The organism is Allobosea sp. LjRoot237 (genome assembly GCF_964253285.1).
GTDB lineage: Bacteria > Pseudomonadota > Alphaproteobacteria > Rhizobiales > Beijerinckiaceae > Allobosea.
On record NZ_CAXUQP020000001.1, the window covers coordinates 4,162,258 to 4,183,352 of the forward strand.

A 21,095-nucleotide genomic window follows, 5' to 3' on the forward strand; every position below is an offset into this window, starting at 1 on the left:
TCAGCCGGTCAACATCTCATAGGCGAGGAAGGGCGCGATCGTCCCCTCAGTGACACCAGTCAGGTCGTCGGCGAGCTCGACCAGCCCATCGGTCTCGGTCAGCGAGGTCAGCACGCCGGCCCCGTCCCGCGGGTGCTTGTGCGCCACTGCGATACCGTCGGCGCCGGGCGTGAGCGCGACCCTGATATATTCGCGCCGCCCGGCCTTTTTCTTGTAGGGAAAGCCGAGCCTGACCGGCAGACCATGCAGGCGCATCGGCGTCGTCCCCGACAAAAGCGCGATCACTGTGCGCGCGACGAAGGCGAAGGTGACGAAGACCGCGACGGGATTGCCTGGCAGGCCAATGAAGGGCTTGCCGGCGACGAGGCCCATCGCCACCGGCCGGCCGGGCTTGATCGCGACGCGCCAGAAGGCGAGCTCGCCGGCGCGCTCCACCGCCGCCTTGACGTGGTCCTCCTCGCCGGTCGAGACGCCGCCCGAGGTCAGGATCAGGTCGCAGCTTTCCGCCGCCTGGAGCAGCCGCGCGGCGAGGCTCTCAGGTTCGTCACGCAGGATGCCGAGGTCGATGACCTCCGCCCCGGCGCGAGCCACCATTGCGCGCAACAGGCTGCGATTGGCGTCGTAGATGCCGGCTGGCGGCAGGGCCGAGCCGGGCTCGTTGAGCTCGTCACCGGTCGAGAAGATCGCGACGCGGACACGGCGGCGCACCACGACCTCGGTCAGGCCGAGTGCGGCGAGCAGCGCCAGATCCTGCGGGCGCAGGCGCCGGCCGGCGGCAAGCGCGAGGCTGCCGCGCCCGATATCCTCGCCGGCGGGCCTCGCATTGGCTCCGCGCTTCAGCCCGGCCGGGAGAACGACCGCGCCGCCCTCCAGTGCGACATCCTCCTGCATGAAGACGGTTTCGGCGCCGGCGGGCATTGGCGCGCCGGTGAAAACCCGTACCGCCTTGCCCGTCGTCGTGACACCGGCTGCGTCCGCGCCAGCCGCGACGCGGCCCGATAGTGGCAGCTTCGTCTCGCCGCCCACCGCCAAATCAGCGAAGCGGACCGCATAGCCGTCGACCGCCGAGTTGGCGAAGGGCGGCAGATCGACCGGCGCAATCACGTCCTGCGCCAGCACGCGCCCGTCGGCCACGGAAAGCGGTATCGTCTCGACGCCGGCCACGGGCAGCATGTGCTCAGCGGCGCGCTCGGCCGCCTGCTCGATCGTCAGCATCGGCCCGAAGGCGTCGGCATCCGCGCTGAGCTGCGCCATCGTCAGAGACCCTCTTTTGCCCGCGCCAGCACCGCGGCGAGCGGCTGCGCCTCAGCGAAGAGACAATCGGCGATGGCCGGGACATCGTCGAGCCCGATCACCGGCCGGCCTGCATCCGGAAAAGCGGTATCGCTGGCGATCGCGACAATGCTGGGGTCATCCGGATGCAAGGGCGGCTTGCCATTGGCGGCACGATAGACCTCGAGCTTGGCGTGCGGATCGCGCTTGAAGCCTTCGACGATGACGAGATCGACCGGCGACAAGCGCGCCAGCAGCTCCGGCAGCGCAAGCTCGGGCTCGTCGCGCAGTTCGTGCAGCAGCGCCCAGCGTTTGGCCGACGAGATCAGCACCTCGGACGCGCCGGCCTGCCGATGAGCCCAGGAATCCTTGCCGGGCGTGTCGAGGTCGAAGGCGTGATGGGCGTGCTTGATCGTCGAGACCGTGACGCCCCGGCGGTTGAACTCCGGGATCAGCCTGGTGAGGAGGGTCGTCTTGCCGGCCCCACTCCAGCCAGCCAGTCCGATCACACGCATCGACAAGGACATCCTCAAAAGACAAAGCCGGGCGCAAGAGGCGCCCGGCTGTCATCGTGCAAATCGGTTCAGCCGGTCAAGGCTCGCCGTCATTGCGAGGAGCGGAGCGACGAAGCAATCCAGAGCGGCCGAGCGAAACCTGCTGGATTGCTTCGCTGCGCTCGCAATGACGTCCGCGCCTCTACTCCGCCGGCTGCAGCTTGCCGCCGGCGACGTGCCCCTTGCGCACCTCATCGGCAACCCAGAGCGAATGGTGCTCCTTGGCCCAGTTGAGATCGACCTCGCCGGAGCCCATGGCATCGAAGGCGCCCTCCATGCCGATCGTGCCAATATAGATATGCGCCAGGATCGCAGCGACCATCAGCACGCCGACGATGCCGTGGACCACATTCCAGAATTGCAGGTTGAGCACGCCGCCGGCAACCGCCGGGAAGAGCAGGTAGATGCCGGAAACGGCGAGTGCTGCGCCGCCGAGCACCACCGTCCAGAACACGATCTTCTGGCCGCCATTGAAGCGCTTCGCCGGCGGATGGGCGTTGCCGACGATGCCGCCGCCGGCCGCTAACCAGCGGAGATCGATCATCGAGGGGATGTTGTCCTTGATCCAGATCAGGAACATCAGGGCGATACCGAGCATGAACGGCCAGGCGAGATAATTATGCGCCCATTTCGCCACGATCGAGATGTTGGTGAAAACCTCCGGGCCGATCAGCGGCAGCAGCAGGGACTTGCCGAAGGTGACGTTGAGACCTGACAGCGCCAGCACGATGAAGCAGGCGGCGGTCAGCCAATGGACGAAGCGCTCGAAGCCGTTGAAGCGCGTCAGTGTCTGCTCGGACGGGCCGCCCTCGATCCGGATGCGGCCACGGAAGAGATAGAAGGCGACGAGCAGGATCAGCATGCCGAGCACGGCGACCGCGCCGATCCTGGTCATCGTATTCTGATGGAAGGCCCGCCATTCGCGCCCGGCCGGGCGCTCCAGCGTCGCCGCCTTGGTGTCGGGAATGGTGATGCGGCCTTGCAGCTCGGCCGAGGGGTTGCCCTTCAGCGCGTCGAGGAACTGCTGCTCCTTGACCGAATCCGCGGTCGGATTGACCTGCTGGGCGGCGCCGGGCTGGGCAAAGCCGACCGCGAGAGCGAACAGGAAGACGATCACCCGGAAGACTAGCCAGGCCCCCAAGCCCAAGCGCGCGAGCCCTCCCCCCTTGTGGGGGAGGGTTGGGAGGGGGGTGACTGGGCGAGCGTCGAATCGCTTGCGACCTACCTCACGGCTGACTACCCCCCTCTCTAACTCTCCCCCACAAGGGGGGAGAGGATGGGTCGCGGCTCCAGGTTGCATTGCGGACATCCTCTTCGCGAAGGCGATATCGACCCGGGGAGGAACGCACCCGACCCTTTTCAGGCCGTGATGCGCCCCCCTCCCCCAGCTCAGATCGTGATGGTTTCCCGGTAAGCAGTCTGCCAGCCCCAGGCTCCCGAGCCGTAGCCGCGCTTGACCACCCGTTCCTTGTAGATCTGCGCGATCACCTCGCCGTCGCCGGCGAGCAGCGACTTGGTCGAGCACATCTCGGCGCAGAGCGGCAGCTTGCCCTCGGCGAGGCGGTTCGAGCCATATTTCTGGAACTCGGCCGGCGAGAGGTCGACCTCCGGGCCGCCGGAGCAATAGGTGCACTTGTCCATCTTGCCGCGCGAGCCGAAGTTGCTGACCTTCGGATATTGCGGGGCGCCGAACGGGCAGGCGTAGAAGCAGTAGCCGCAGCCGATGCACAGGTCCTTGTTGTGCAGCACCACCGCATCCGCCGTGGTGTAGAAGCAATCGACCGGGCAGACCGCCGCGCAGGGCGCGTCCGTGCAGTGCATGCAGGCCATCGAGACCGAGCGCTCGCCGGGCTTGCCGTCATTGATGGTGACGACGCGCCGGCGGTTGATGCCCCAGGGCACGTCGTTCTCGTTCTTGCACGCGGTGACGCAGGCGTTGCACTCGATGCAGCGGTCGGCGTCGCAGAGGAATTTCATCCGGGCCATGATTCAGTTCCTCCTCACGCCGCCGCGATCTGGCAAAGCGTGACCTTGCCTTCGTGCATGGCGGTCACCGGGTCGTAGCCATAGGTGGTGATGGTATTGACCGACTCGCCGAGCACGATCGGGTCGAGCCCCTTGGGGTAGTTTCCGCGCTGGTCGACACCCTGGAAGACGCCGCCGAAATGGAAGGGCATGAAGGCGACGCCCTTGCCGACGCGTTCGGTGACCAGCGCCTTGACCCTGGCCTTCGAATTGTTCTCCGGACCGGTCACCCAGACTTGCGAACCATCCCTGATGCCGCGCGCCGCCGCGTCCGCCGGATTGATCTCGACGAACATGTCCTGCTGCAGCTCGGCCAGCCACTTGTTCGAGCGAGTCTCCTCGCCGCCGCCCTCGTATTCGACGAGGCGGCCGGAGGTCAGCACGATCGGGAAGGACTTGGCGATACCCTTCTCGACCGCCGCCTTCTGCACCGAGGTGTGCAGGTTGGGGATGCGCAGCGTGCGCTCGTCCGGCCTTGCCGGCCATTTCGCCACGAGGTCGACGCGCGGCGAATAGAGCGGCTCGCGATGTGTGGGGACCGGATCGGGCAGGTTCCAGGCATTGGCCCTGGCCTTGCCGTTGCCATAGGGCACGCAGCCATGCTCCATCGCGACGCGCTGGATGCCGCCCGACAGGTCGGTCGACCAGGAGACGGTGTCGATGTTGTTGCCACCGATCCAGGAGATCGTCGCCAGTTCCGCCGGCGTCAGGTCCTTGTCCCAGCCGAGCTTCTTCAGCACGCCCATGGTGAACTCGGGATAGCCGTCCTTGATGTCCGAATTCAGCGAGTAGGAGCCACCCTCGGCGAGCAGCGTGTCGTTGACCTTGCTGCCATCGGGCAGCGTGCGCTCGCGGGTCAGGCCGAAGCGCGGGCGGAAGGTGCCGCCGCCATCCTTCGCGGCGAGCGAGGTGTTGTAGAGGATGTGCGTGCCTGGGTGCTTGTATTCGGGCGTGCCCCAGCACGGCCAGGGCAGGCCGTAGAAATCGTTCTCGACCGGGGAGCCCTTGGCGCCGCGCAGCGTGACGATGTCGAACTTGTCCTGGTTCGCCATGTGCAGCTTCAGGCGCTCGGGCGACTGACCGGTATAGCCGGTCGACCAGCCGCCGCGGTTGATCTCCTTGAGGATCGACTCGGCCGTCGGCTCCGGCCCGATCTTGCCCTGGACCATCTCGTAGGGCTTGAACATCTCGGTGGCGAAGCCGAGCTTCTGCGAGAGCTTGTAGATGACGGCGTAATCGCTGGCGGATTCGAAGATCGGCTCGACGATCTTCTCGCCCCATTGCACCGAGCGGTTCGAGCAGGTGCGCGAGCCCGAGGTCTCGAACTGGGTGCAGACCGGCAGGATATAGGTGCCGTTCTTGCGCCCGCCGAGCGAGACGAAGTTGGTCGGGTGCGGATCGCAGACGACGAGCAGCTCAAGCTTCTCGAGACCCTTCACCGCATCGGGCATGCGCGGAATGGTGTTGCCGCCATGGCCCATGACGAACATGGCCTTGAGGTTGTCTTTCTGGTCGACCTGCTCGGCGGGCAGGTTCGCAGCGTCGAACCAGCGGGTCGAGGTGTGGCCTGAGGTCTCCATATTCTGCTTGCGGGTGCGGGCCGCGCGCCCGCCCTTGGCCGGGACCTCGTCGAAGCGCGAGACGAAGTAGTCGTAATCGACGCCCCAGACGCGGGCCCAATGGCGCCAGGCGCCTTCGACCAAGCCGTAATAGCAAGGCAGATTCGAGATATCGAGGCCGAAATCGGTCGCGCCCTGGACGTTGCAGTGGCCGCGGAAGATGTTGGCGCCGGTGCCGTTCGAGCCGACATTGCCGGTCGCCAGCAGGAGCGTGCAGATGGCGCGGACATTGGCCGTGCCGACCGAGTGCTGGGTCACGCCCATGCACCAGACGAAAGTCGCCGGCTTCACCGTGGCGAAGGTCTGGGCGACGCGCTTCAGCTGCTCGCCCGGAATGCCGGTGATGTCCTCGACCGTCTTGGGATCGTATTTCTCGACCTCCTTGCGGACGTCGTCCATGCCGTGGACGCGCGCGGCGATGAAGGCCTTGTCCTCCCAGCCATTCTGGAAGATGTGCCACATCAGGCCCCAGATCACCGCGATGTCGGTGCCGGAGCGGAAGCGGACATAGTCGGTGGCGTGCGCCGCCGTGCGGGTCAGGCGCGGGTCGAAGACGATGACGTTGGCGCGCTGCTGCTCCTTGCCGGTCAGGATGTGCTGCATCGAGACCGGGTGCGCCTCGGCCGCGTTCGAGCCCATGAAGATCACGGTCTTCGAGTTGCGGATGTCATTGTAGGAATTCGTCATGGCGCCGTAGCCCCAGACGTTCGCGACGCCCGCGACCGTGGTCGAGTGGCAGATGCGCGCCTGGTGGTCGACGTTGTTGGTGCCCCAGAAGGCCGCGAACTTGCGGAACAGGTAGGAGCCTTCATTGGAGAACTTGGCCGAGCCAAGCAGGTAGACGGAATCGGCGCCCGACTTGGCGCGGATCTCCATCATCTTGTCGCCGATCTCGCTGACCGCCTGGTCCCAGGACAGGCGCTGCCACTGCCCATCAACCAGCTTCATCGGGTATTTGATGCGCCGGTCGCCATGGACGAGCTCGCGCACCGAGGCGCCCTTGGCGCAATGGCTGCCGCGGTTGATCGGGCTCTCCCAGGCCGGCTCCTGGCCGACCCAGACGCCGTTGGCGACTTCCGCCTTGACCGTGCAGCCCACGGAACAATGCGTGCAGATGTTCTTGACGACCTTGGTGCCGGTCGCAGGGCCGTAACCGGCAGCTTCCGCCTTGCGGACCGCGCCGATCTGCAGGGCTCCGGCAGCCGCGACACCACCGGCGACGAGGCCGGAGCGGCGCAGGAAGGAGCGGCGGTCCATCACGCCGGAGGCGAGGCCCCCTAGGGCGCTCTGCAGGCTGCCGCGCTGGACGTCGGCGGATTTGCGCTTGATCAGCATGACGCCGGCCTCCTCAGTAGCGGTTGACGCGGTAGAAGTCTTTGACGTGCTCGCTCTCGCGATAGCGCGCCTTGGTCTCGTCCTTGCCGGGATCGACGGCGGCGGCAGGCGTGACCGCGACGGGAGCGACGGCCACGGTCGCGCCGGCACCGAGCGCCTTGAAGAAGTTGCGGCGGTCGAGAGCCGTCTCCTTGCTCTTCTGCGACATCGTCGTCTCCTCCGTGCCGTACGTCATGCGGGCAGGCTCGCAGCCTGCGTCTCGATCGAAAGGTAGAGGCTGCCGACCCGGCCGACGGCGCGGTAGAAGCGCGCTGCCTCGGCGGTTTCGAGATCGGCGAAGAAACGGTCGGCCCAGGGCCGGATATGGCGGGCGAAGAAAGAGGCCTCGTCGACGCCCTCCCCCGAGACTTCGCCACGGATCAGCTTGGCCTGGATGTCCATCAGCACGGCAACATGGTCCTCGGGCTCGCCGACACGTTCGGCCCGGGCGAGACCGAGCTTGCCCATGTCCTCACGCACCAGAGCGAGCGGACGCTCGTGCAGGAAACCGGTGAGGTAATAGGAGGCGTAGGGCAGAAGCTCGCCCCGGCCGACGCCAATGAAAAGCTGGAAGAACTCGTCGCGCACCTGGTCTGGCGTCACCTCGGCCGCGGCCTCGGCCAGCGCCAGATGGGCCATGCCGAGCGGCGAGGCATCGCCGCGCAGGCCTTGCAAGGCGGCCAGCGTCCCAGCCGTCGGCGCTCGCCAGAGCAGCGCACCGACCAGCTCGAATTCATCGGCGCGGGCAGCGTCGATCTCGTCGATCGCAGGCGCCGTCGTCTCAACGACGATCGGCTCATGCGGGTAGAGATCGGGGCGAAGCTCGCTACGCGCGATACCGGTCAAAGCCTCGATGGAGAGCACGCGGTCGGCGGGGACGCGTTTCCAGCTCGAGATCGCTGGTTGCGAGACGCCGACTGCCCGCGCCAGCGCACGTACGCCGCCGGCCGCTCCGATCGCCCGTTCCAGAGCCTGGTCCCGCATAAATGAAGGCGTCTCCAATACCGCACCGGCACGTTCGGACGTGCTGATACACGCAGTGATAATGAGACCTTATCGCGCTAGATTGCAATTGTTCTCAACTAACGCTCAGAGCGGTGTAGCGCTGCCTCCACGCCGCCTCGATAGCTGCTGGGATGGCCCAGTTTCGTGTGTTTTTTGCACCGCAGCAGAATCACCGCTCGCAGAAGCAGCCAATTTCGCGGCATTTTCAGCGGATTTTCGGGGACCCCCCCCCTCGCTCAGCCGCATCGGCTCGGGGATGTCGGCGGCACTTGCCGAAACCTGCTGCGGCGCAGCAGAATCGGTCTCGCCCCCTTCATTAGACGAAGGTCCAACACCTGCGACGTCGTTACGCACCGCCTCGCCTTGCTCGGCGGCGGGTTCAGGCGGCTTGCCGAAGATATTGGCCAGCATCTCCTCGACATTGTCCGACTCGCTGAGCGGGCCATAGCCCGGCGCGCCGCCCGGCGTGTTCCAGTCGAGCGCATAGTCCCGCGCCGGGTCGAGATAGCTGGAGATCATCGGATCGGTCTCCCAGGCGCGGCGCAGCGCCTTGAGTTTCCACTCCTCCGGCACGTTCTGCTTCAGCCAATGAGCGAGGTCGAAATCCTTGTCGACGAGGTCGAGCGCGGGCGGCTCGACCATCTCAGGCTCGGGTTCAGCGCGGGAGCCCTCCCCCCTTGTGGGGGAGGGTTGGGAGGGGGGTATCGCATCCGCAGTCCCGTCCGCGCCCGACGCAACCTCTGTCGAGGGCGGCATACCCCCCTCTCCATCTCTCCCCCACAAGGGGGGAGAGGGCAGGTCGCGGCTCTGCGCCTCTTTCTTGCGGCGCGCCCAACGCCCGAGGAAGCCTTCGTCACGATCCTCGTCGTCAGGGCGCGACATCAGTCTTCTCCCCGTTCGAGACCCGGACGCGGTCGCAGTCCGCCCTTGCGCGGATCGTGCTCCGTGCGCTTGCGCTTGATGAATTCGCGCTCGACATGATGCGCCTCGAAGAAGGCGAGCACCGCATCAGCGATCGCGGCCGGCATCGGCACGGCCTCGACGATATCGTCGACATTCTCGAGGAAGACCTCGCCCTCGGACGGATCGGCGGTGACGCCGACCAGCTCCAGCGCCGGCTCGATCCCGGTCGGCCTGACGGCGACCCAGAGCCGGGCCTGGCCCGTCGCGAAGTTCTCGCGAAAATGGGCGGTGTCGACCGAGTGCAGCGTCAGCACGGCCGAGCCGAGATAGAACTGCTCGCGTTCCGCGTTGCCGGCAAGCCGGCTCCAGGGCGCGAGCGGCGGGGGCTCAGGCAGCACCGCGATCGGCGTCCAGGCATGGTCGGCCCAGGGCGAGTCGAGCTTGCGCCGCTCGACCACGACACCGACCTCGTGATGCTGCTGCATGGCCTCGTCCTCAGTTCGCCATCTCGTGCACCGCGAGCGGCAGACCCGTCACCAGGTTCTGCGGCTTCATCCGGACGATCCGGTCTCCGTCCATCGCCAGCATCAGATAGATAGGCGCTCCCTTGGCCGCTGGCAGCACCGGCACCTCCGGCGGCAGCGTCAAACGGTAGAGTGCGATCAGGCGCGAGGCCTTGTCGTCATCGAGCATCTCACCTTTCCAGAGCGCATTGCCGATCGCGGTCGCCTGTGCATCAAGGCCGATGAACCAGCGCCAGTTGGCATCGCGGACATTCTCGACGGCTTCGATCTCGACCGAAAAGCCGTGGACCTGCGCGATCCAGTGGCCTATCGCCCTGCCGAGCGCGGCACGGCCCGAAGGCTTGCCGCCGAGATCGAGCACCATGTCGAAAGCGTCGGAGCGCTGCCAGTAGCGGTCGGCATCGGCCTGTTTGAGGATGTCGAGCGAGGTCACCGCCGGGCCGCCGAGCATGGCGAGCAGCGGCGAGGCGTGCCGGTCGGTCTCATGGCCCTCGATCATCTCGGCATCGGCGAGCAGGATCGTGTTCTCGTGGAGCGTGGCGCGCTGCGGCCGGAACAGGCATTCGGCGGCGCGCACCACGAAGGGGTCGCCCTCCTCGTCGAGCCCTGCGCGCAGGATGACGTGGACGAGCTGATCGAGGAAGACAGGGGGAATGCCGGAGGCGCCGCCGCGGATGATCCCGACATAGGCCGCTTGCAAGGTCGGCGCCGCCAAAAGGCGCTCGCGCCAGCCGAGCAGGAAGCGCCAGTTCTCGCGTGCATCGGCATCGGCGATGGCGGCGATTTCGCGGTCGGCGACCTCGGCCTGCGGCTCTGCCATCAGCCTCGCATGCAGCGCCCGCTCGGCCGCGCAGGCCTCCTCCGGCGGCAGCACTTCCGGCCGCGCCAGATAGGCTTTCAGGAAATCATCGGTGACGAGGAGGCCGCCGCCGGGCTCGCGGTCGAGCAGGAGATGGCCGGAGCTCGCCCAGAAATGGGTCATCGCGGCGTGTCCTTCATCAGCTGCATCAGGTCGACCTGCTCCTGCGGCTCGTCCTCGCCATCGATTTCGACGAACTCGAAGGCGCGAAAAGCATCTTTCGGCATGTCGCCGCGTGGCTTCAAGCTGCGGAAGCGCTCGCAGATCTCGCCATCCTCCAGCGTGCGATGCAAGGCGAGCAGGGTCTGCGCCGGATGATCGCAGAGCGAGGCGGCAAAGGCGATCTCCTCCTCGGCAGCGATGCGTGCAGCCACGAGATCGGGCGCGCCGAGCTTCTCGACGAACTGCGTCGCGAGCTGCACCACCGCCTGCTCGCGCTCCTCCGCCGTCGCCTCGCTGACGATGGCGAGCGTGCTCCAGCCGAAACTACCGATGCCGAGAAAACCGGAGCGGAAGGCGACGCGCCCCTTGGTGTCGAGCTCGCCGACGCTCTCGGGCGTGAACAGGAAGGAGCCGGTGACGAGCCACTCGCCCGGCTCCGCCGCCTTGCGGAAGACGAAGCCATCGGACGGGTCGAGCCGGATGGCGCGAGGAAGCTTGAGGGTCATGGTGCCTCGCCGCCGAGCTGTCCCCTTCCCCCCGCTTGCGGTGGGGAAGGGCTAGGGATGGGGGGCGGGAAAGCCAGAGCGTCGTCCTGCATAGCCTCGCCGAGCGGCACTGCCCCCCACCCCGACCCTCCCCACCGCAAGCGGGGGGAGGGAGAAGGCCGCCATGCAATGACGATCGTGCTCACAGCTTCGGTGCTCCGCTCTCCCGGTCGAGCCAGTCGACCTTGGCCAGCGCCTCGACCATGCTCTTGCGCTCGACGCCGTGCTGCGAGGTCGCGATCAGGTCGCCATTCGGCTCGATCCCGTGGCGCACGCCGACGACCTTCTCCAGCCGGTCGAGCCAGCGCTGCGCCGCCGCCTTGGCGCCCTCCTCCTGCCAGTGGCTAACGCCGAGCATGAGATGGCGGCAGAAGGCCTCGATCAGATCGACCGCATCGACCTCCTCGAACCCCTCCTCGGCCATGCCGACGCCGGTCTGGCCGAGCTGGAAGGGCGACATCGTCGTCGCCCGAACCATGGCGCCGAAGACGAGCCAGTCCGGCACATGGTTCTCCGGACAATCTGCCGGCCAGGCGAGGCGGCCGCCGCCGATCAGGCCAAGATCATAGGTCAGGGCATCCGGCCAGCGGAACAGCACCGGCCGCTCCGGCGGCGAATGCACACTAAGCGCATCGGCCAGCGCATTCATGGCGAGGTAATGCGCGAGCCTCGCCTCGGCGAGAATGGCATCGGGCTCCAGCACGACCGCGAATTCGACGATGTCGAAACGTCGCACCCAGACCAAGGTCGCGGCGCCGGCCTGCGCCGCAATAGCCTGCGCATGGGCGAAGGCATCGCCGGATTCGCGCAAGGTGACGACCGAAAACCCCGGCGGCAGCACCGGCTCGCGCCTGAGGTCGTCCTGCCTGACCGGCCCTGCCGCCATCGTCCGCGCCTTAAGTCTCACCTCAAGGGAGAGGCTTGCTTCTTTGGAGTCATTCCAATTCCATATAAGATGAGATTATCGCAAGCGCGACCAAAGACGCGGCTGCGACCATGAGGACGCCTACAATGACCGATGTCGCCCGCACGCTGATGGTCTGCTCGTGCGAGGACACCATGCCGCTCGACGGCGCGGCGCTCCGGCGTGGCTGCGGCGGCGCCGAGATCAGCGAGCACCGCCATCTCTGCCGCAGCCAGATCGAGCGCTTCCGCGCCACGCTGGCGCAGAGCAACGCGATCACCGTCGCCTGCACGCAGGAAGCGCCGCTCTTCGAGGAGGTCGCCGCCGACCTCGATTACGCGGGTGACCTCACCTTCACCAATATCCGCGAGATGGCCGGTTGGTCGGACCAGGCCAAGGCAGCTGGTCCCAAAATGGCCGCCTTGCTCGCCGCTGCGAGCGAACCCATGCCGCCCGCCTCCTTCACCACGCTGACCAGCAAGGGCATCGCGCTGATCTATGGCCGCGACGAGGTCGCGATCGCCCTGGCGCATCGCCTCGCCGAACATCTCGACGTCACCGTGCTGCTGTCGCGGCCGGGCGAGATCGCGCCGCCGCGCATGGACGAGTTCCCGGTGCTGAAAGGCACGATCGCGCAGGCGAGCGGCTGGCTCGGCGCTTTCGAGCTGACCGTCAACGATTACGCCGCCCCGAGCCCGTCCTCGCGCGGCAAGCTCGTCTTCGACGCTCCGCGCAACGGCGCGGTCTCGCAATGCGATGTCGTCATCGACATCTCCGGCGGGACGCCGCTCTTTCCGGCCGGCGACCTGCGCGCCGGCTATCTGCGCGCCGACCCGCGCGATGCCGCGGCGGTCGAGCGGCTCGCCTTCCAGGCGAGCGGGCTCGTTGGCGAGTTCGACAAACCGGCCTATGTCGCGCTGAACGAAGGGCTCTGCGCCCATTCGCGCTCGAAGAAGACCGGCTGCACGCGCTGCCTCGAACTCTGCCCAACCGGCGCGATCACCCCGGCGGGCGACCATGTCGCGATCTCGGCCGAGATCTGCGCCGGCTGCGGAGCCTGCGCCGCCGTCTGCCCGACCGGCGCGGTGACCTATGCGCTGCCGCCGGCCGATGCGCTGCTGCGCAAGATCCGGACCCTGCTCGTCACCTATGCCGAGGCCGGCGGGCGCGAGCCGGTCGTACTGCTGCATGATGGCGACCATGGCGAGCCTCTGATCGAGGCGCTCGCCCGCCATGGCGCCGGCCTGCCGGCGCGCGTGCTGCCCCTGCGCGTCAACGAGATCACCCAGATTGGGCTGGAGACCTTCGCCGCCGCACTCGCCTTTGGCGCCTCCGCCATCCGCGTGCTCGGCCGGGGCAAGCCCAAGCACGACATATCCGGCCTCACGCGCAATCTCGACTATGCCAACGCCCTCGCCGGCGCGCTCGGCTATGGCGAGGCCCGTGCCGCCCTGATCGAGGCCGACGACCCCGATCTACTGGCCGCCGCGCTCGCGAGGGTCGCGCCCGGCACGAGCGCGGCGCAGCCCGCCCGCTTCCGGCCGATGGGCGCCGGACGCCCGCTGCTGCGCCAGACGATCGGCGAGTTGCATGCCGTCGCGCCGGCGCCGATCGCCAACGTCGCGATGCCGCCACTCGCGCCTTTCGGGACGGTCCACGTCGACACGGATGGCTGCACGCTCTGCCTGGCTTGCGTCTCGGCCTGCCCGGTCAGCGCACTCGGCGACGATCCGGAGCGGCCGACGCTCACCTTCCAGGAAGACCTTTGCGTGCAGTGCGGGCTCTGCGCCGCGACCTGTCCGGAGAAGGTGATCACGCTGGAGCCGCGTATCGATTTCGACGCCTGGAAGGGCGGCCGGCGGATCGTCAAGCAGGAGGAGCCGTTCCACTGCATCGCCTGCGCCAAGCCCTTCGGCGTCCGGAGCACGATCGAGAAGATCGCGGCGAAGCTCGAGAACAAGCACTGGATGTTCGCCGGCGAAGGGGCGAAGCGGGCCTCGATCCTGCGCATGTGCGAGGATTGCCGGGTCGAGGCGGTGGTCAACGAGAGCTTCGACCCGCACCTCTCGCCGCAGCGCCCGCCGGTGCGCACCACCGACGACTATCTGCGCGAGCGGGCGGAGCGCGGCGAGGACCCGCTGGGGTAGATGACAACGCCGCAAATTCGTGTATCATAGTACACATGTCTGAGCTTCGTCAGACGGCGGTCTTCTCGACATGGCTCGAGGACCTCCGCGACAACGCGGCCAAGGCACGCATCCTCGTTCGGCTACGCCGGCTTGAACTCGGCAATCCCGGCGACGTCAAGCCGGTCGGCGAAGGCGTGAGCGAAATGCGGGTCGATTACGGGCCCGGCTACCGGGTCTACTTCGTCCAGCGCGGCAAAGAGCTGATCATTCTTCTCTGTGGCGGCGATAAGCGAACGCAGGCGAACGACATAGCCCGGGCCAAGCAGATGGCGGCGGAGTATTGAAATGGCAGACGAGACTCGCCCCTTCGACATCCAGAACCATCTTACGACACAAGATGAGCAGGTCGCTTATCTGGAAGCCGCCCTTGAAGATGGCGACCCCGCTTTCATCGCGGTCGCGCTCGGCGACATCGCACGGGCACGCGGTGTCACCACATTTGCCGAAGAATCCGGCATCAGCCGCGAGACGATCTACAAGGCCTTCCGCGCCGGCGGTAATCCGACGCTGGAAACCTTGTCCAAGGCGACCCGGGCTCTCGGTATGAAGCTGACCCTGATACCGGCCTGACGCTCAAATCACCGCGTCACCTTCTCCAACCAGTCGACCAGGGCCTGCCGATCTTGCGCCGAGCCGATCGTCTGCTCCGGCATCTTGGTTCCGGGCGTGTAGGCATTCGGGCCGACCTCGAACAGCTTGGCGACGGTTTCCTTGCCCCAGACGATGTCCATGCCCTTGAGCGCGTCTGAATAGGCATAGCCCTGTGCGGTCGCGATGCGGCGGCCGAAGATGCCGTGCAGGGTCGGGCCGGCCCTATTGCCATCGGCCGGCGTCAGGGTGTGACAGGCGGCACAGGCGCGGAAGACCTCAGCGCCCCGCTCGCCCCGAAAGGCAGCGAGCGCATCCTCGCCGGCACGCGGCACCACCGCCCCGACATGCTCGCCGGTGGCGGCGTTCCAGCGCCGGACCAGCCGGTCGGCGCCGCCCGAGAGCAAGTGCCTGCCATCCGGCAGGAAGGCGAGCGACCAGACCGGCAGGCCGGGGCCGACCAGCGTGGCGCGGATGGTGCGCGCCTTGCGGTCGATCAGCGCGACCTGGCCGCGCAGGCCGCCGGCCGCGATGGTCGCGCCATCGGGCGAGATGGCGAGCGCGATCAACGGCGTCTCGCCGACGGCGATCTCGGCGCGCGAAGCTCCGTCCGGTCCAAACAGGCGCAGGCGACCATCGGCGGCGGCGACCGCGATCTCGCCATCGGGCGCGACGACGACGCCGTTGAGCGGCGCGGGCGTTGTGACGATCAGCGGCGCACCGCCGTCAGCAGGCCAGAGCCGCAAGCTCGCATCATAGCCGGAGGAGACGACGAGACCGCCCGGCGCGAAGGCGACACCGTTGACCGGACCCTGATGGCCTTCGAGCACGCGCGCAGAACCATCGGCGAGCCCGGCCACCCGGACCGTCCCGTCCCAGGAGGCCGAAGCGAGATGCTGCCCTTCCGGTGAGATTGCCAGCGCCGCGACCGGCCCCTTATGCCCCTCGATGGCCTTGGCCGGCTCGGGCGCATCGCCGCGCCAGAGCGCGATCCTGCCGTCCTCGCCGCCGGTGGCGAAGCCGAGGCCGTTGACCGCGACGGCCGCATTGACCGCACCCTGATGGAAACGCAGCACCTTGATCGCACTGCCGCGCGCGAGGTCCCAGAGGATCGCCGACTGGTCGAAGGAACCGGTCAGGGCCGTCGCACCATCGGCCGAGACAGCCGCAGCGCGCACGGGTCCGCCATGGCCGCGCAGTTCCTGGGCGGTGGCAGGGAACATCGACATCGCCAGAGCCAGGAGCGCAGCACCTAGCCTTTTCCCCCCGAGGCTTCCTCTGCAAAGCGCCGAGTCATGCGCGGGAGCCCTCCCCCCTTGTGGGGGAGGGTTGGGAGGGGGGTGACTGGGTGAGCGGGGTCGAGATTTCGCCGACGATTGGCCGCGCGACTGTCTACCCCCCTCTCCAACTCTCCCCCACAAGGGGGGAGAGGGCAGGTAGCACCACGTCGGATTGTCGCAAGTGAACCCGTCGAAGGTGGCAGCGCGAAGCGCTGACGGATGAGGGAATGAAAGGCGTCGGCGCATGACTTCCCTCATCCGTCTGCTTCGCAGACACCTTCTCCCCACCAATGTCGGATGTTTCCGATATTGGCACCATAGGGCTGATCTCGGGCAAGCCCGAGATCAGTGGGAGAAGGGTAAAGGCCCCCTGTTGCTCCCGTACAAAAAGCCATCATATGAAGCGCAACATCCTTCGACCGGCTTGGCCTAATGTCTTATATCCCGCTCAATCTGCGCGGCCTGAAATGCCCTCTTCCCGCCTTGCGCGTGCGCAAGGCGTTGAAAGGCGCGGCGCCGGGCGATCTGTTCCTGGTCGAATGCACCGATCCGATGGCTGCGATCGACATCCCGAACCTGATGCGCGAGACCGGCGACGCGATCGAACTCAGCAGCAGCGAGGGCGAACTGCTGGTCTTCCACATCCGCAAGACCGCGGCCTAGCGTCGCGCAACAACCGGAGCCCGCATCGTGGCCCTTTCGCAAAACGACATCCTGCGCGCACTCGAACTGGTGAAGCTGCCGGCGAGCGGGCAATCGCTGGCGGCGTCCGGTCGCATCGGCGATATCCTGATCGACGGCGGCAAGGTGATCTTCGCGATCGGCATCGACGCGACCGAAGCCAGCGCGATGGAGCCGGTGCGCAAGGCGGCCGAAAGCGCCGTCAGCGGCATTCCCGGCGTGACGCAGGTGCTGGTCGGCCTCACCGCCGACAAGGCGCCGGGGCGCCCGGCGCCGTCGCAAGCGGCGGAAGCGCGCCGGCAGGCGCATGGCCAGCCCGGCCCCGGTGGCCCGGTGCCAAAAGCCGCGGGCATTCCTGGCGTCAAGCAGATCATCGCGGTGGCGAGCGGCAAGGGCGGCGTCGGCAAGTCGACGACCACGGCCAACCTCGCTGTCGGCCTGGCGACGCTCGGCCTCAAGGTCGGCGTGCTCGATGCCGACATCTATGGCCCCTCCGTGCCGAAGATCTTCGGCATCACCGGCAAGCCGCGGCTGGTCTCGGGCCGCACGCTCGCGCCGATGGAGGCCTATGGCCTCAAGATCATGTCGATCGGCTTCCTGATCGACGAGGAAACGCCGATGATCTGGCGCGGGCCGATGGTGATCTCGGCGATCACCCAGATGCTGCGCGAGGTCGCCTGGGGCGAGCTCGACGTGCTCGTCGTCGACATGCCGCCCGGCACCGGCGACGCCCAGCTCACCATGGCGCAGCAGACCCCGCTCGCCGGCGCGGTGATCGTCTCGACGCCGCAGGACCTTGCTTTACTCGATGCCCGCCGCGGCGTCGCCATGTTCAGGAAGGTCGAGGTGCCGATCCTCGGCATCGTCGAGAACATGAGCTATTTCATCTGCCCGGAATGCGGCCACCGCTCCGACATCTTCGCCCATGGCGGCGCCCGGCACGAGGCGGAGCGGCAGGGTGTGCCCTTCCTCGGCGAGATCCCGCTCGCCATGCCGATCCGCGAGACCTCCGATGGCGGCCGCCCGATCGTCGCGAGCGACCCCGACAGCCCCCATGCCAAGGCCTATGTCGCCCTGGCGCGGCAGGTGAAGGCCGGCCTCGCCGGGCCGGCCAGGGCAGCGCCACGGATCGTGATCGAGTAGGGTTTTGGATCAGATTTGCCCTGGCTGAAGCGCACCTCCGTCATTGCGAGGAGCGCAAGCGACAAAGCAATCCAGGGGCGGCAGAGCTCCACGTCCCTCTGGATTGCTTCGCTTGCGCTCGCAATGACGGGCAGCCCGAGCGGAATTCGCCCTAGGTCTGCAGATTGAGCCCGCCTGATCGATCGGCCTGTAACACAAGCTGGTCGGGAGACATTCTCGCCGGCTCCGCCTGCCGCTCGATCAGCACCCAGATGTGCCCGAACGGGTCGAACAGCGAGGCGACCCGCCGCCCCTCGACATCGGTCTGGACCCGGTCACGCAGCGCGGCTCCGGCCACGATCGCCTGCGCGAAGCAGGCCTCGATATCCGGCACCGTCAGCTGGACGATGGTGCTGACCGCGCCGGCCGCCTTGGGGAAGAACGGGCCGCCATAGGACGGCTCCTCCTCGCGGCGCGGATTGGAACCGGCGACGGAGACACGCGTTCCACCGATCAGCATCTCCACACCGGCAAGCTCGCCGTCGACCCTGTATCCCTTGATCTGCCGCGCTTCGAACGCCTCGCTGTAGAAATCCGCTGCCTGTTGCTCGCGTCCGTGCTGTACGAAAATCGTCAGGCCGACGCCGATACTGTGCTCCATCGCGAATCTCCTCATCCGTCGCCGTTGGAATAAAGGGCCAGCGAAGCCGGCGGAATCTTGATCGATCCGCGGCGAGCTCGCGCACGGCCCATCACCGATACGCGATGACATCCGATTTTGTTCATGTTATGTTCTTGTATGTAGAAACTACGGAGACGCGATCATGCCCGTCCTGCCAACGCGTCATATCAGCATCTCGATCAAGCGGCCGATCGAGGAGGTCTACGGCTTCCTCGCCGAGCCGATGAACTTCCCGAAATGGGCAGAAGGGCTCGGCGGCGAGTTCCGCCATGTCGAGGGCATGACTTATCACGCGAAGACACCGATGGGGCCGATGCGGGTGATGTTCAGCGAGCCCAATCGCTATGGCATCCTCGATCACGCGGTCGTGCCCGACAGCGGAGCGCCGATGCACAACCCGATGCGGGCGCTCGCCAATGGCAGCGGCAGCGAGGTGGTGTTCACGCTGTTCAGGCGCCCGGAGATGAGCGACGACGAACTCGCCCGCGACGCCGAAACGATCGCGGCCGATCTGGCGCGCTTGAAAACTCTGCTGGAAGGCTAGGCCAGGCCCGTCAGAGCCGGACGCTGCTCGTCGCATAGGCGACGTCGACCGGGCGCTGATAGGTCGCCAGCACCAGGCTCGCGCCGTAGGCGGCGATGGCGGCGAAGGCGACAGCGATGACAAAGGACTTCATGCGACTTCCCCCAGAGGCAGGCGAATAAGCTTCGCTTATCAGTCGAATCTAGGGGCGGCGCCTTCCCCGATCAAGCGTCGCCCAGCGTGGCATGGAGCCGCTCGGCCTCGGCGAGATCATCCGGCCGGTTGGCGTTGAAGAAGGGGTCGACCGGCGTCACCGGCCATTCGACCGAAACGACGCCATGGCGCGCCGTCCAGCGGTCGATCTTGCGCTCGTCCTCGACGGTGAGCGCATGGCGCAGTTCCTCGCGCAGCGCGACCGGCCAGAGCCCGATCACAGGGTGAGTCCAGCCGCCCGAGGCGGCGCAGGCGAGCGGGACATTCGCCGCCGCGCGTGCCGCATGCAGCCGCGCCACCAGATCGCGCGGAATGAAGGGTGTGTCGGCGGCGACGCTGACCAGCCATTGCGTGCCCGGCCGGTTCGCCGCGAGCCAATCGAGCCCGGCAAGAATGCCGGCGAGCGGGCCGGCGAAATCCGGCACGCTGTCGGCGACGACGGGCAGGCCGTAATCGGCGAAGCGAGAGGGATCGCCATTGGCGTTGAGCAGCAGGCCGTCGCATTGCGGCTCCAGCCGCTCGATCACATGGGCAAGGATGGTACGGCCGGCGATGGTGCGCAACGGCTTGTCGCCGCCGCCCATGCGACGGGCGAGCCCGCCGGCGAGCAGGAGGCCGAGGGTGGGAGGCGTGGTCATGACAGGGCCAGTTGCTGCAGCCGTCTCAACTCCCGTTCGACTTTCTCCGCGTCGGCGATACCGACGAAGCCGTCGCGATTTGTGATCGTCTCACCTTCGGCGTCCTTCACTTGCTCAACGATGAAGAGAACATCTCCCACTCCCCCCTCACCACGATCAAGTTCGACGAAATCGATTCTGTTTAAGGCGACGCTCTTAACCGACCTGTCTGTCGCGATCACTGCTCTCCGGTCGGTCAGAAGATATTGGACTCGTGGCGCCTTCTGATAACGCCATATCGGCTCAGCCAGACAAAATAGCGGCGCAACAACAAGTATAAGACCAAACAACCAAAAGTAAGTACCTGCATGAAACTCACTCCATGTCACTCCGGCACCGAATGCTGTGAAAAGCAAGAGGAACAGAGCCTTGAAAATCGAGGCCTCTTTCAGTGCATATTCTTTGGGATTGGGCCTATCCCACCAGATCAGTTGTTCGCCAGCATCCAGTAGATGCGTCGGGCGGGGCACGTCCTTCCCAGGTATAAGAATGCTCATTCATCGCCCCCTGCCCCCTTGCGGCGATGCTTGCCGCCTTCCTCCTCGACGCTGTCCGGGTCCTGATCGAAGACGATGCGGTCTTCGCCGGCGAGCGCCAGGAAGCGCTTGCCACGGGCCCGACCGATCAGGGTCAAGCCGGCCTTGCGGGCGAGCTCGACGCCCCATTCGGTGAAGCCCGAGCGCGAGACCAGGATCGGGATGCCCATCCGCACGGTCTTGATCACCATCTCCGAGGTCAGTCGGCCGGTGGTGTAGAAGATCATGCTGCCGGGATCGACATCGTGGCGGAAGAGCCAGCCGGCGACCTTGTCGACGGCGTTGTGGCGGCCGACATCCTCCATATAGACCAGCGGCTTGTCGCGCTCGCAGAGCACGCAGCCATGGATCGCCCCGGCCTCGAGATAAAGCGAGGGCGTGGTGTTGATCTTGCGGGTCAGCCCATAGAGCCAGCTCGTGCGCAATTCGGCTTTCGGCAGGACGATCTCGTCGATCGCCTCCATCAGGTCGCCGAAGGCAGTACCCTGGGCACAGCCCGAGGTCAGCGTCTTCTTCTTCAACTTCTGCTCGAAATCGGTACGCTCCGGCGTGCGGACGACGACGACCTCGAGCTCCTCGTCATAGTCGACCGCCTCGACCGGGTCGCCACGCCTGAGCATGTTCTGGTTGAGCAGGTAGCCGAGCGCCAGATACTCGGGATGGTCGCCGATCGTCATCATGGTGACGATCTCCTGGCTGTTCAGATAGAGCGTCAGCGCCCGCTCGGTGACGACGCGGGTCTCGACGCGGGCGCCGCTATGGTCGATGCCGGCGACGGTCGCGCCAAGGCGAGCAGCGGCCGGATCGGGCCGGATCAGATAGTCGTCGAGGAAGTCGCTGCCAACAGGCACGGGGTAG

General features: G+C 66.9%; 24 protein-coding genes. 6 read left to right on the forward strand and 18 right to left on the reverse strand.

The window, feature by feature from the left end; all coding sequences use genetic code 11:
* The 12 genes from ACSQ24_RS20215 to ACSQ24_RS20270 form a co-directional block, all read right to left on the reverse strand.
* Positions 1-1,254 (reverse strand): molybdopterin molybdotransferase MoeA, encoded by a 1,254-nt coding sequence (locus ACSQ24_RS20215; protein ID WP_436096408.1) that lies wholly within the window; start codon positions 1,252-1,254, stop codon positions 1-3.
* 2 nt (positions 1,255-1,256) lie between these two features.
* The gene (gene mobB, locus ACSQ24_RS20220; RefSeq protein WP_436096409.1) at positions 1,257-1,787 is read right to left on the reverse strand and encodes a molybdopterin-guanine dinucleotide biosynthesis protein B; all 531 of its coding nucleotides are present in this window, start codon (positions 1,785-1,787) and stop codon (positions 1,257-1,259) included.
* Positions 1,788-1,968: 181 nt separating this feature from the next.
* Complete coding sequence (locus ACSQ24_RS20225) at positions 1,969-2,973, reverse strand: formate dehydrogenase subunit gamma (RefSeq protein ID WP_436096410.1); 1,005 nt, start codon at positions 2,971-2,973, stop codon at positions 1,969-1,971.
* 242 nt (positions 2,974-3,215) lie between these two features.
* Positions 3,216-3,812, reverse strand: coding sequence for a formate dehydrogenase FDH3 subunit beta (gene fdh3B / locus ACSQ24_RS20230; protein ID WP_126113572.1), 597 nt, complete (start codon positions 3,810-3,812; stop codon positions 3,216-3,218).
* Positions 3,813-3,826: 14 nt separating this feature from the next.
* Entirely contained in the window at positions 3,827-6,805 is a 2,979-nt protein-coding gene (locus ACSQ24_RS20235) for a formate dehydrogenase subunit alpha (RefSeq protein WP_436096411.1), read from the reverse strand.
* A 13-nt stretch (positions 6,806-6,818) separates the two neighbouring features.
* Entirely contained in the window at positions 6,819-7,040 is a 222-nt protein-coding gene (locus ACSQ24_RS20240) for a formate dehydrogenase (RefSeq protein WP_427363187.1), read from the reverse strand.
* The gene (locus ACSQ24_RS20245) at positions 7,037-7,828 is read right to left on the reverse strand and encodes a Cro/CI family transcriptional regulator (protein WP_436096412.1); all 792 of its coding nucleotides are present in this window, start codon (positions 7,826-7,828) and stop codon (positions 7,037-7,039) included. The genes ACSQ24_RS20240 and ACSQ24_RS20245 overlap by 4 nt, the downstream gene beginning before the upstream one ends.
* A gap of 105 nt (positions 7,829-7,933) precedes the next feature.
* Entirely contained in the window at positions 7,934-8,731 is a 798-nt protein-coding gene (locus tag ACSQ24_RS20250; protein WP_436096413.1) for a DUF3306 domain-containing protein, read from the reverse strand.
* On the reverse strand, positions 8,731-9,237 hold the full coding sequence (locus ACSQ24_RS20255) for a DUF3305 domain-containing protein (RefSeq protein WP_436096414.1): 507 nt from the start codon (positions 9,235-9,237) through the stop codon (positions 8,731-8,733). The genes ACSQ24_RS20250 and ACSQ24_RS20255 overlap by 1 nt, the downstream gene beginning before the upstream one ends.
* Positions 9,238-9,247: 10 nt before the next feature.
* Positions 9,248-10,258, reverse strand: coding sequence for a DUF6352 family protein (locus ACSQ24_RS20260; RefSeq protein WP_436096415.1), 1,011 nt, complete (start codon positions 10,256-10,258; stop codon positions 9,248-9,250).
* The gene (locus tag ACSQ24_RS20265) at positions 10,255-10,803 is read right to left on the reverse strand and encodes a DUF6505 family protein (RefSeq protein WP_436096416.1); all 549 of its coding nucleotides are present in this window, start codon (positions 10,801-10,803) and stop codon (positions 10,255-10,257) included. The genes ACSQ24_RS20260 and ACSQ24_RS20265 overlap by 4 nt, the downstream gene beginning before the upstream one ends.
* A gap of 181 nt (positions 10,804-10,984) precedes the next feature.
* Complete coding sequence (locus tag ACSQ24_RS20270) at positions 10,985-11,728, reverse strand: biotin/lipoate--protein ligase family protein (protein WP_436096417.1); 744 nt, start codon at positions 11,726-11,728, stop codon at positions 10,985-10,987.
* 125 nt (positions 11,729-11,853) lie between these two features.
* Between ACSQ24_RS20270 and ACSQ24_RS20275 the strand changes: the two genes are divergently transcribed.
* Genes ACSQ24_RS20275 through ACSQ24_RS20285 form a run of 3 tightly spaced genes read left to right on the forward strand, consistent with a single transcriptional unit; the run spans position 11,854 to position 14,505 of the window.
* Positions 11,854-13,893 (forward strand): 4Fe-4S binding protein, encoded by a 2,040-nt coding sequence (locus ACSQ24_RS20275; RefSeq protein WP_436096418.1) that lies wholly within the window; start codon positions 11,854-11,856, stop codon positions 13,891-13,893.
* A 35-nt stretch (positions 13,894-13,928) separates the two neighbouring features.
* Positions 13,929-14,219, forward strand: coding sequence for a type II toxin-antitoxin system RelE/ParE family toxin (locus tag ACSQ24_RS20280; protein ID WP_436096419.1), 291 nt, complete (start codon positions 13,929-13,931; stop codon positions 14,217-14,219).
* A gap of 1 nt (position 14,220) precedes the next feature.
* Positions 14,221-14,505, forward strand: coding sequence for an addiction module antidote protein (locus ACSQ24_RS20285; protein WP_436096420.1), 285 nt, complete (start codon positions 14,221-14,223; stop codon positions 14,503-14,505).
* An 8-nt stretch (positions 14,506-14,513) separates the two neighbouring features.
* Here the strand turns inward: ACSQ24_RS20285 and ACSQ24_RS20290 are convergent, their stop codons facing one another.
* A complete protein-coding gene (locus tag ACSQ24_RS20290) occupies positions 14,514-15,752 on the reverse strand; it encodes a c-type cytochrome (RefSeq protein ID WP_436096421.1) in 1,239 nt (412 codons plus the stop codon).
* 483 nt (positions 15,753-16,235) lie between these two features.
* Here ACSQ24_RS20290 and ACSQ24_RS20295 point away from each other — a divergent pair, with 483 nt between their 5' ends.
* The gene (locus ACSQ24_RS20295) at positions 16,236-16,466 is read left to right on the forward strand and encodes a sulfurtransferase TusA family protein (RefSeq protein ID WP_436096422.1); all 231 of its coding nucleotides are present in this window, start codon (positions 16,236-16,238) and stop codon (positions 16,464-16,466) included.
* Positions 16,467-16,493: 27 nt separating this feature from the next.
* Complete coding sequence (locus tag ACSQ24_RS20300; RefSeq protein ID WP_436096423.1) at positions 16,494-17,627, forward strand: Mrp/NBP35 family ATP-binding protein; 1,134 nt, start codon at positions 16,494-16,496, stop codon at positions 17,625-17,627.
* A 151-nt stretch (positions 17,628-17,778) separates the two neighbouring features.
* On the opposite strand, the gene ACSQ24_RS20305 is transcribed toward ACSQ24_RS20300, so the two are convergent.
* The gene (locus ACSQ24_RS20305; protein WP_436096424.1) at positions 17,779-18,267 is read right to left on the reverse strand and encodes a VOC family protein; all 489 of its coding nucleotides are present in this window, start codon (positions 18,265-18,267) and stop codon (positions 17,779-17,781) included.
* A 163-nt stretch (positions 18,268-18,430) separates the two neighbouring features.
* Here ACSQ24_RS20305 and ACSQ24_RS20310 point away from each other — a divergent pair, with 163 nt between their 5' ends.
* Positions 18,431-18,832: an SRPBCC family protein gene (locus ACSQ24_RS20310; RefSeq protein WP_436096425.1), complete on the forward strand. Its 402-nt coding sequence runs from the start codon at positions 18,431-18,433 to the stop codon at positions 18,830-18,832.
* A gap of 10 nt (positions 18,833-18,842) precedes the next feature.
* Here ACSQ24_RS20310 and ACSQ24_RS20315 read toward each other — a convergent pair whose 3' ends face one another.
* The 4 genes from ACSQ24_RS20315 to ACSQ24_RS20330 form a co-directional block, all read right to left on the reverse strand.
* Entirely contained in the window at positions 18,843-18,965 is a 123-nt protein-coding gene (locus tag ACSQ24_RS20315; RefSeq protein ID WP_284168445.1) for a hypothetical protein, read from the reverse strand.
* 70 nt (positions 18,966-19,035) lie between these two features.
* Positions 19,036-19,662, reverse strand: a complete 627-nt coding sequence (mobA, locus tag ACSQ24_RS20320) for a molybdenum cofactor guanylyltransferase MobA (RefSeq protein ID WP_436096426.1) — start codon at positions 19,660-19,662, stop codon at positions 19,036-19,038.
* Complete coding sequence (locus tag ACSQ24_RS20325) at positions 19,659-20,198, reverse strand: hypothetical protein (RefSeq protein ID WP_436096427.1); 540 nt, start codon at positions 20,196-20,198, stop codon at positions 19,659-19,661. Before ACSQ24_RS20325 ends, mobA begins: the two co-directional genes overlap by 4 nt.
* A complete protein-coding gene (locus ACSQ24_RS20330) occupies positions 20,195-21,088 on the reverse strand; it encodes a formate dehydrogenase accessory sulfurtransferase FdhD (RefSeq protein ID WP_436096428.1) in 894 nt (297 codons plus the stop codon). The genes ACSQ24_RS20325 and ACSQ24_RS20330 overlap by 4 nt, the downstream gene beginning before the upstream one ends.
* Positions 21,089-21,095: the final 7 nt, after the last annotated feature.

What these genes read in the sequence shown, in the direction of transcription:
- ACSQ24_RS20215 (WP_436096408.1), bottom strand. Translation starts at nt 1,254, where the DNA reads ATGGCGCAGCTCAGCGCGGATGCCGACGCCTTCGGGCCGATGCTGACG.
- mobB (WP_436096409.1), bottom strand. Translation starts at nt 1,787, where the DNA reads ATGCGTGTGATCGGACTGGCTGGCTGGAGTGGGGCCGGCAAGACGACC.
- fdh3B (WP_126113572.1), bottom strand. Translation starts at nt 3,812, where the DNA reads ATGGCCCGGATGAAATTCCTCTGCGACGCCGACCGCTGCATCGAGTGC.
- ACSQ24_RS20235 (WP_436096411.1), bottom strand. Translation starts at nt 6,805, where the DNA reads ATGCTGATCAAGCGCAAATCCGCCGACGTCCAGCGCGGCAGCCTGCAG.
- ACSQ24_RS20240 (WP_427363187.1), bottom strand. Translation starts at nt 7,040, where the DNA reads ATGACGTACGGCACGGAGGAGACGACGATGTCGCAGAAGAGCAAGGAG.
- ACSQ24_RS20245 (WP_436096412.1), bottom strand. Translation starts at nt 7,828, where the DNA reads ATGCGGGACCAGGCTCTGGAACGGGCGATCGGAGCGGCCGGCGGCGTA.
- ACSQ24_RS20250 (WP_436096413.1), bottom strand. Translation starts at nt 8,731, where the DNA reads ATGTCGCGCCCTGACGACGAGGATCGTGACGAAGGCTTCCTCGGGCGT.
- ACSQ24_RS20255 (WP_436096414.1), bottom strand. Translation starts at nt 9,237, where the DNA reads ATGCAGCAGCATCACGAGGTCGGTGTCGTGGTCGAGCGGCGCAAGCTC.
- ACSQ24_RS20260 (WP_436096415.1), bottom strand. Translation starts at nt 10,258, where the DNA reads ATGACCCATTTCTGGGCGAGCTCCGGCCATCTCCTGCTCGACCGCGAG.
- ACSQ24_RS20265 (WP_436096416.1), bottom strand. Translation starts at nt 10,803, where the DNA reads ATGACCCTCAAGCTTCCTCGCGCCATCCGGCTCGACCCGTCCGATGGC.
- ACSQ24_RS20270 (WP_436096417.1), bottom strand. Translation starts at nt 11,728, where the DNA reads ATGGCGGCAGGGCCGGTCAGGCAGGACGACCTCAGGCGCGAGCCGGTG.
- ACSQ24_RS20275 (WP_436096418.1), top strand. Translation starts at nt 11,854, where the DNA reads ATGACCGATGTCGCCCGCACGCTGATGGTCTGCTCGTGCGAGGACACC.
- ACSQ24_RS20280 (WP_436096419.1), top strand. Translation starts at nt 13,929, where the DNA reads ATGTCTGAGCTTCGTCAGACGGCGGTCTTCTCGACATGGCTCGAGGAC.
- ACSQ24_RS20285 (WP_436096420.1), top strand. Translation starts at nt 14,221, where the DNA reads ATGGCAGACGAGACTCGCCCCTTCGACATCCAGAACCATCTTACGACA.
- ACSQ24_RS20290 (WP_436096421.1), bottom strand. Translation starts at nt 15,752, where the DNA reads ATGTCGATGTTCCCTGCCACCGCCCAGGAACTGCGCGGCCATGGCGGA.
- ACSQ24_RS20295 (WP_436096422.1), top strand. Translation starts at nt 16,236, where the DNA reads ATGTCTTATATCCCGCTCAATCTGCGCGGCCTGAAATGCCCTCTTCCC.
- ACSQ24_RS20305 (WP_436096424.1), bottom strand. Translation starts at nt 18,267, where the DNA reads ATGGAGCACAGTATCGGCGTCGGCCTGACGATTTTCGTACAGCACGGA.
- ACSQ24_RS20310 (WP_436096425.1), top strand. Translation starts at nt 18,431, where the DNA reads ATGCCCGTCCTGCCAACGCGTCATATCAGCATCTCGATCAAGCGGCCG.
- ACSQ24_RS20315 (WP_284168445.1), bottom strand. Translation starts at nt 18,965, where the DNA reads ATGAAGTCCTTTGTCATCGCTGTCGCCTTCGCCGCCATCGCCGCCTAC.
- mobA (WP_436096426.1), bottom strand. Translation starts at nt 19,662, where the DNA reads ATGACCACGCCTCCCACCCTCGGCCTCCTGCTCGCCGGCGGGCTCGCC.
- ACSQ24_RS20325 (WP_436096427.1), bottom strand. Translation starts at nt 20,198, where the DNA reads ATGAGCATTCTTATACCTGGGAAGGACGTGCCCCGCCCGACGCATCTA.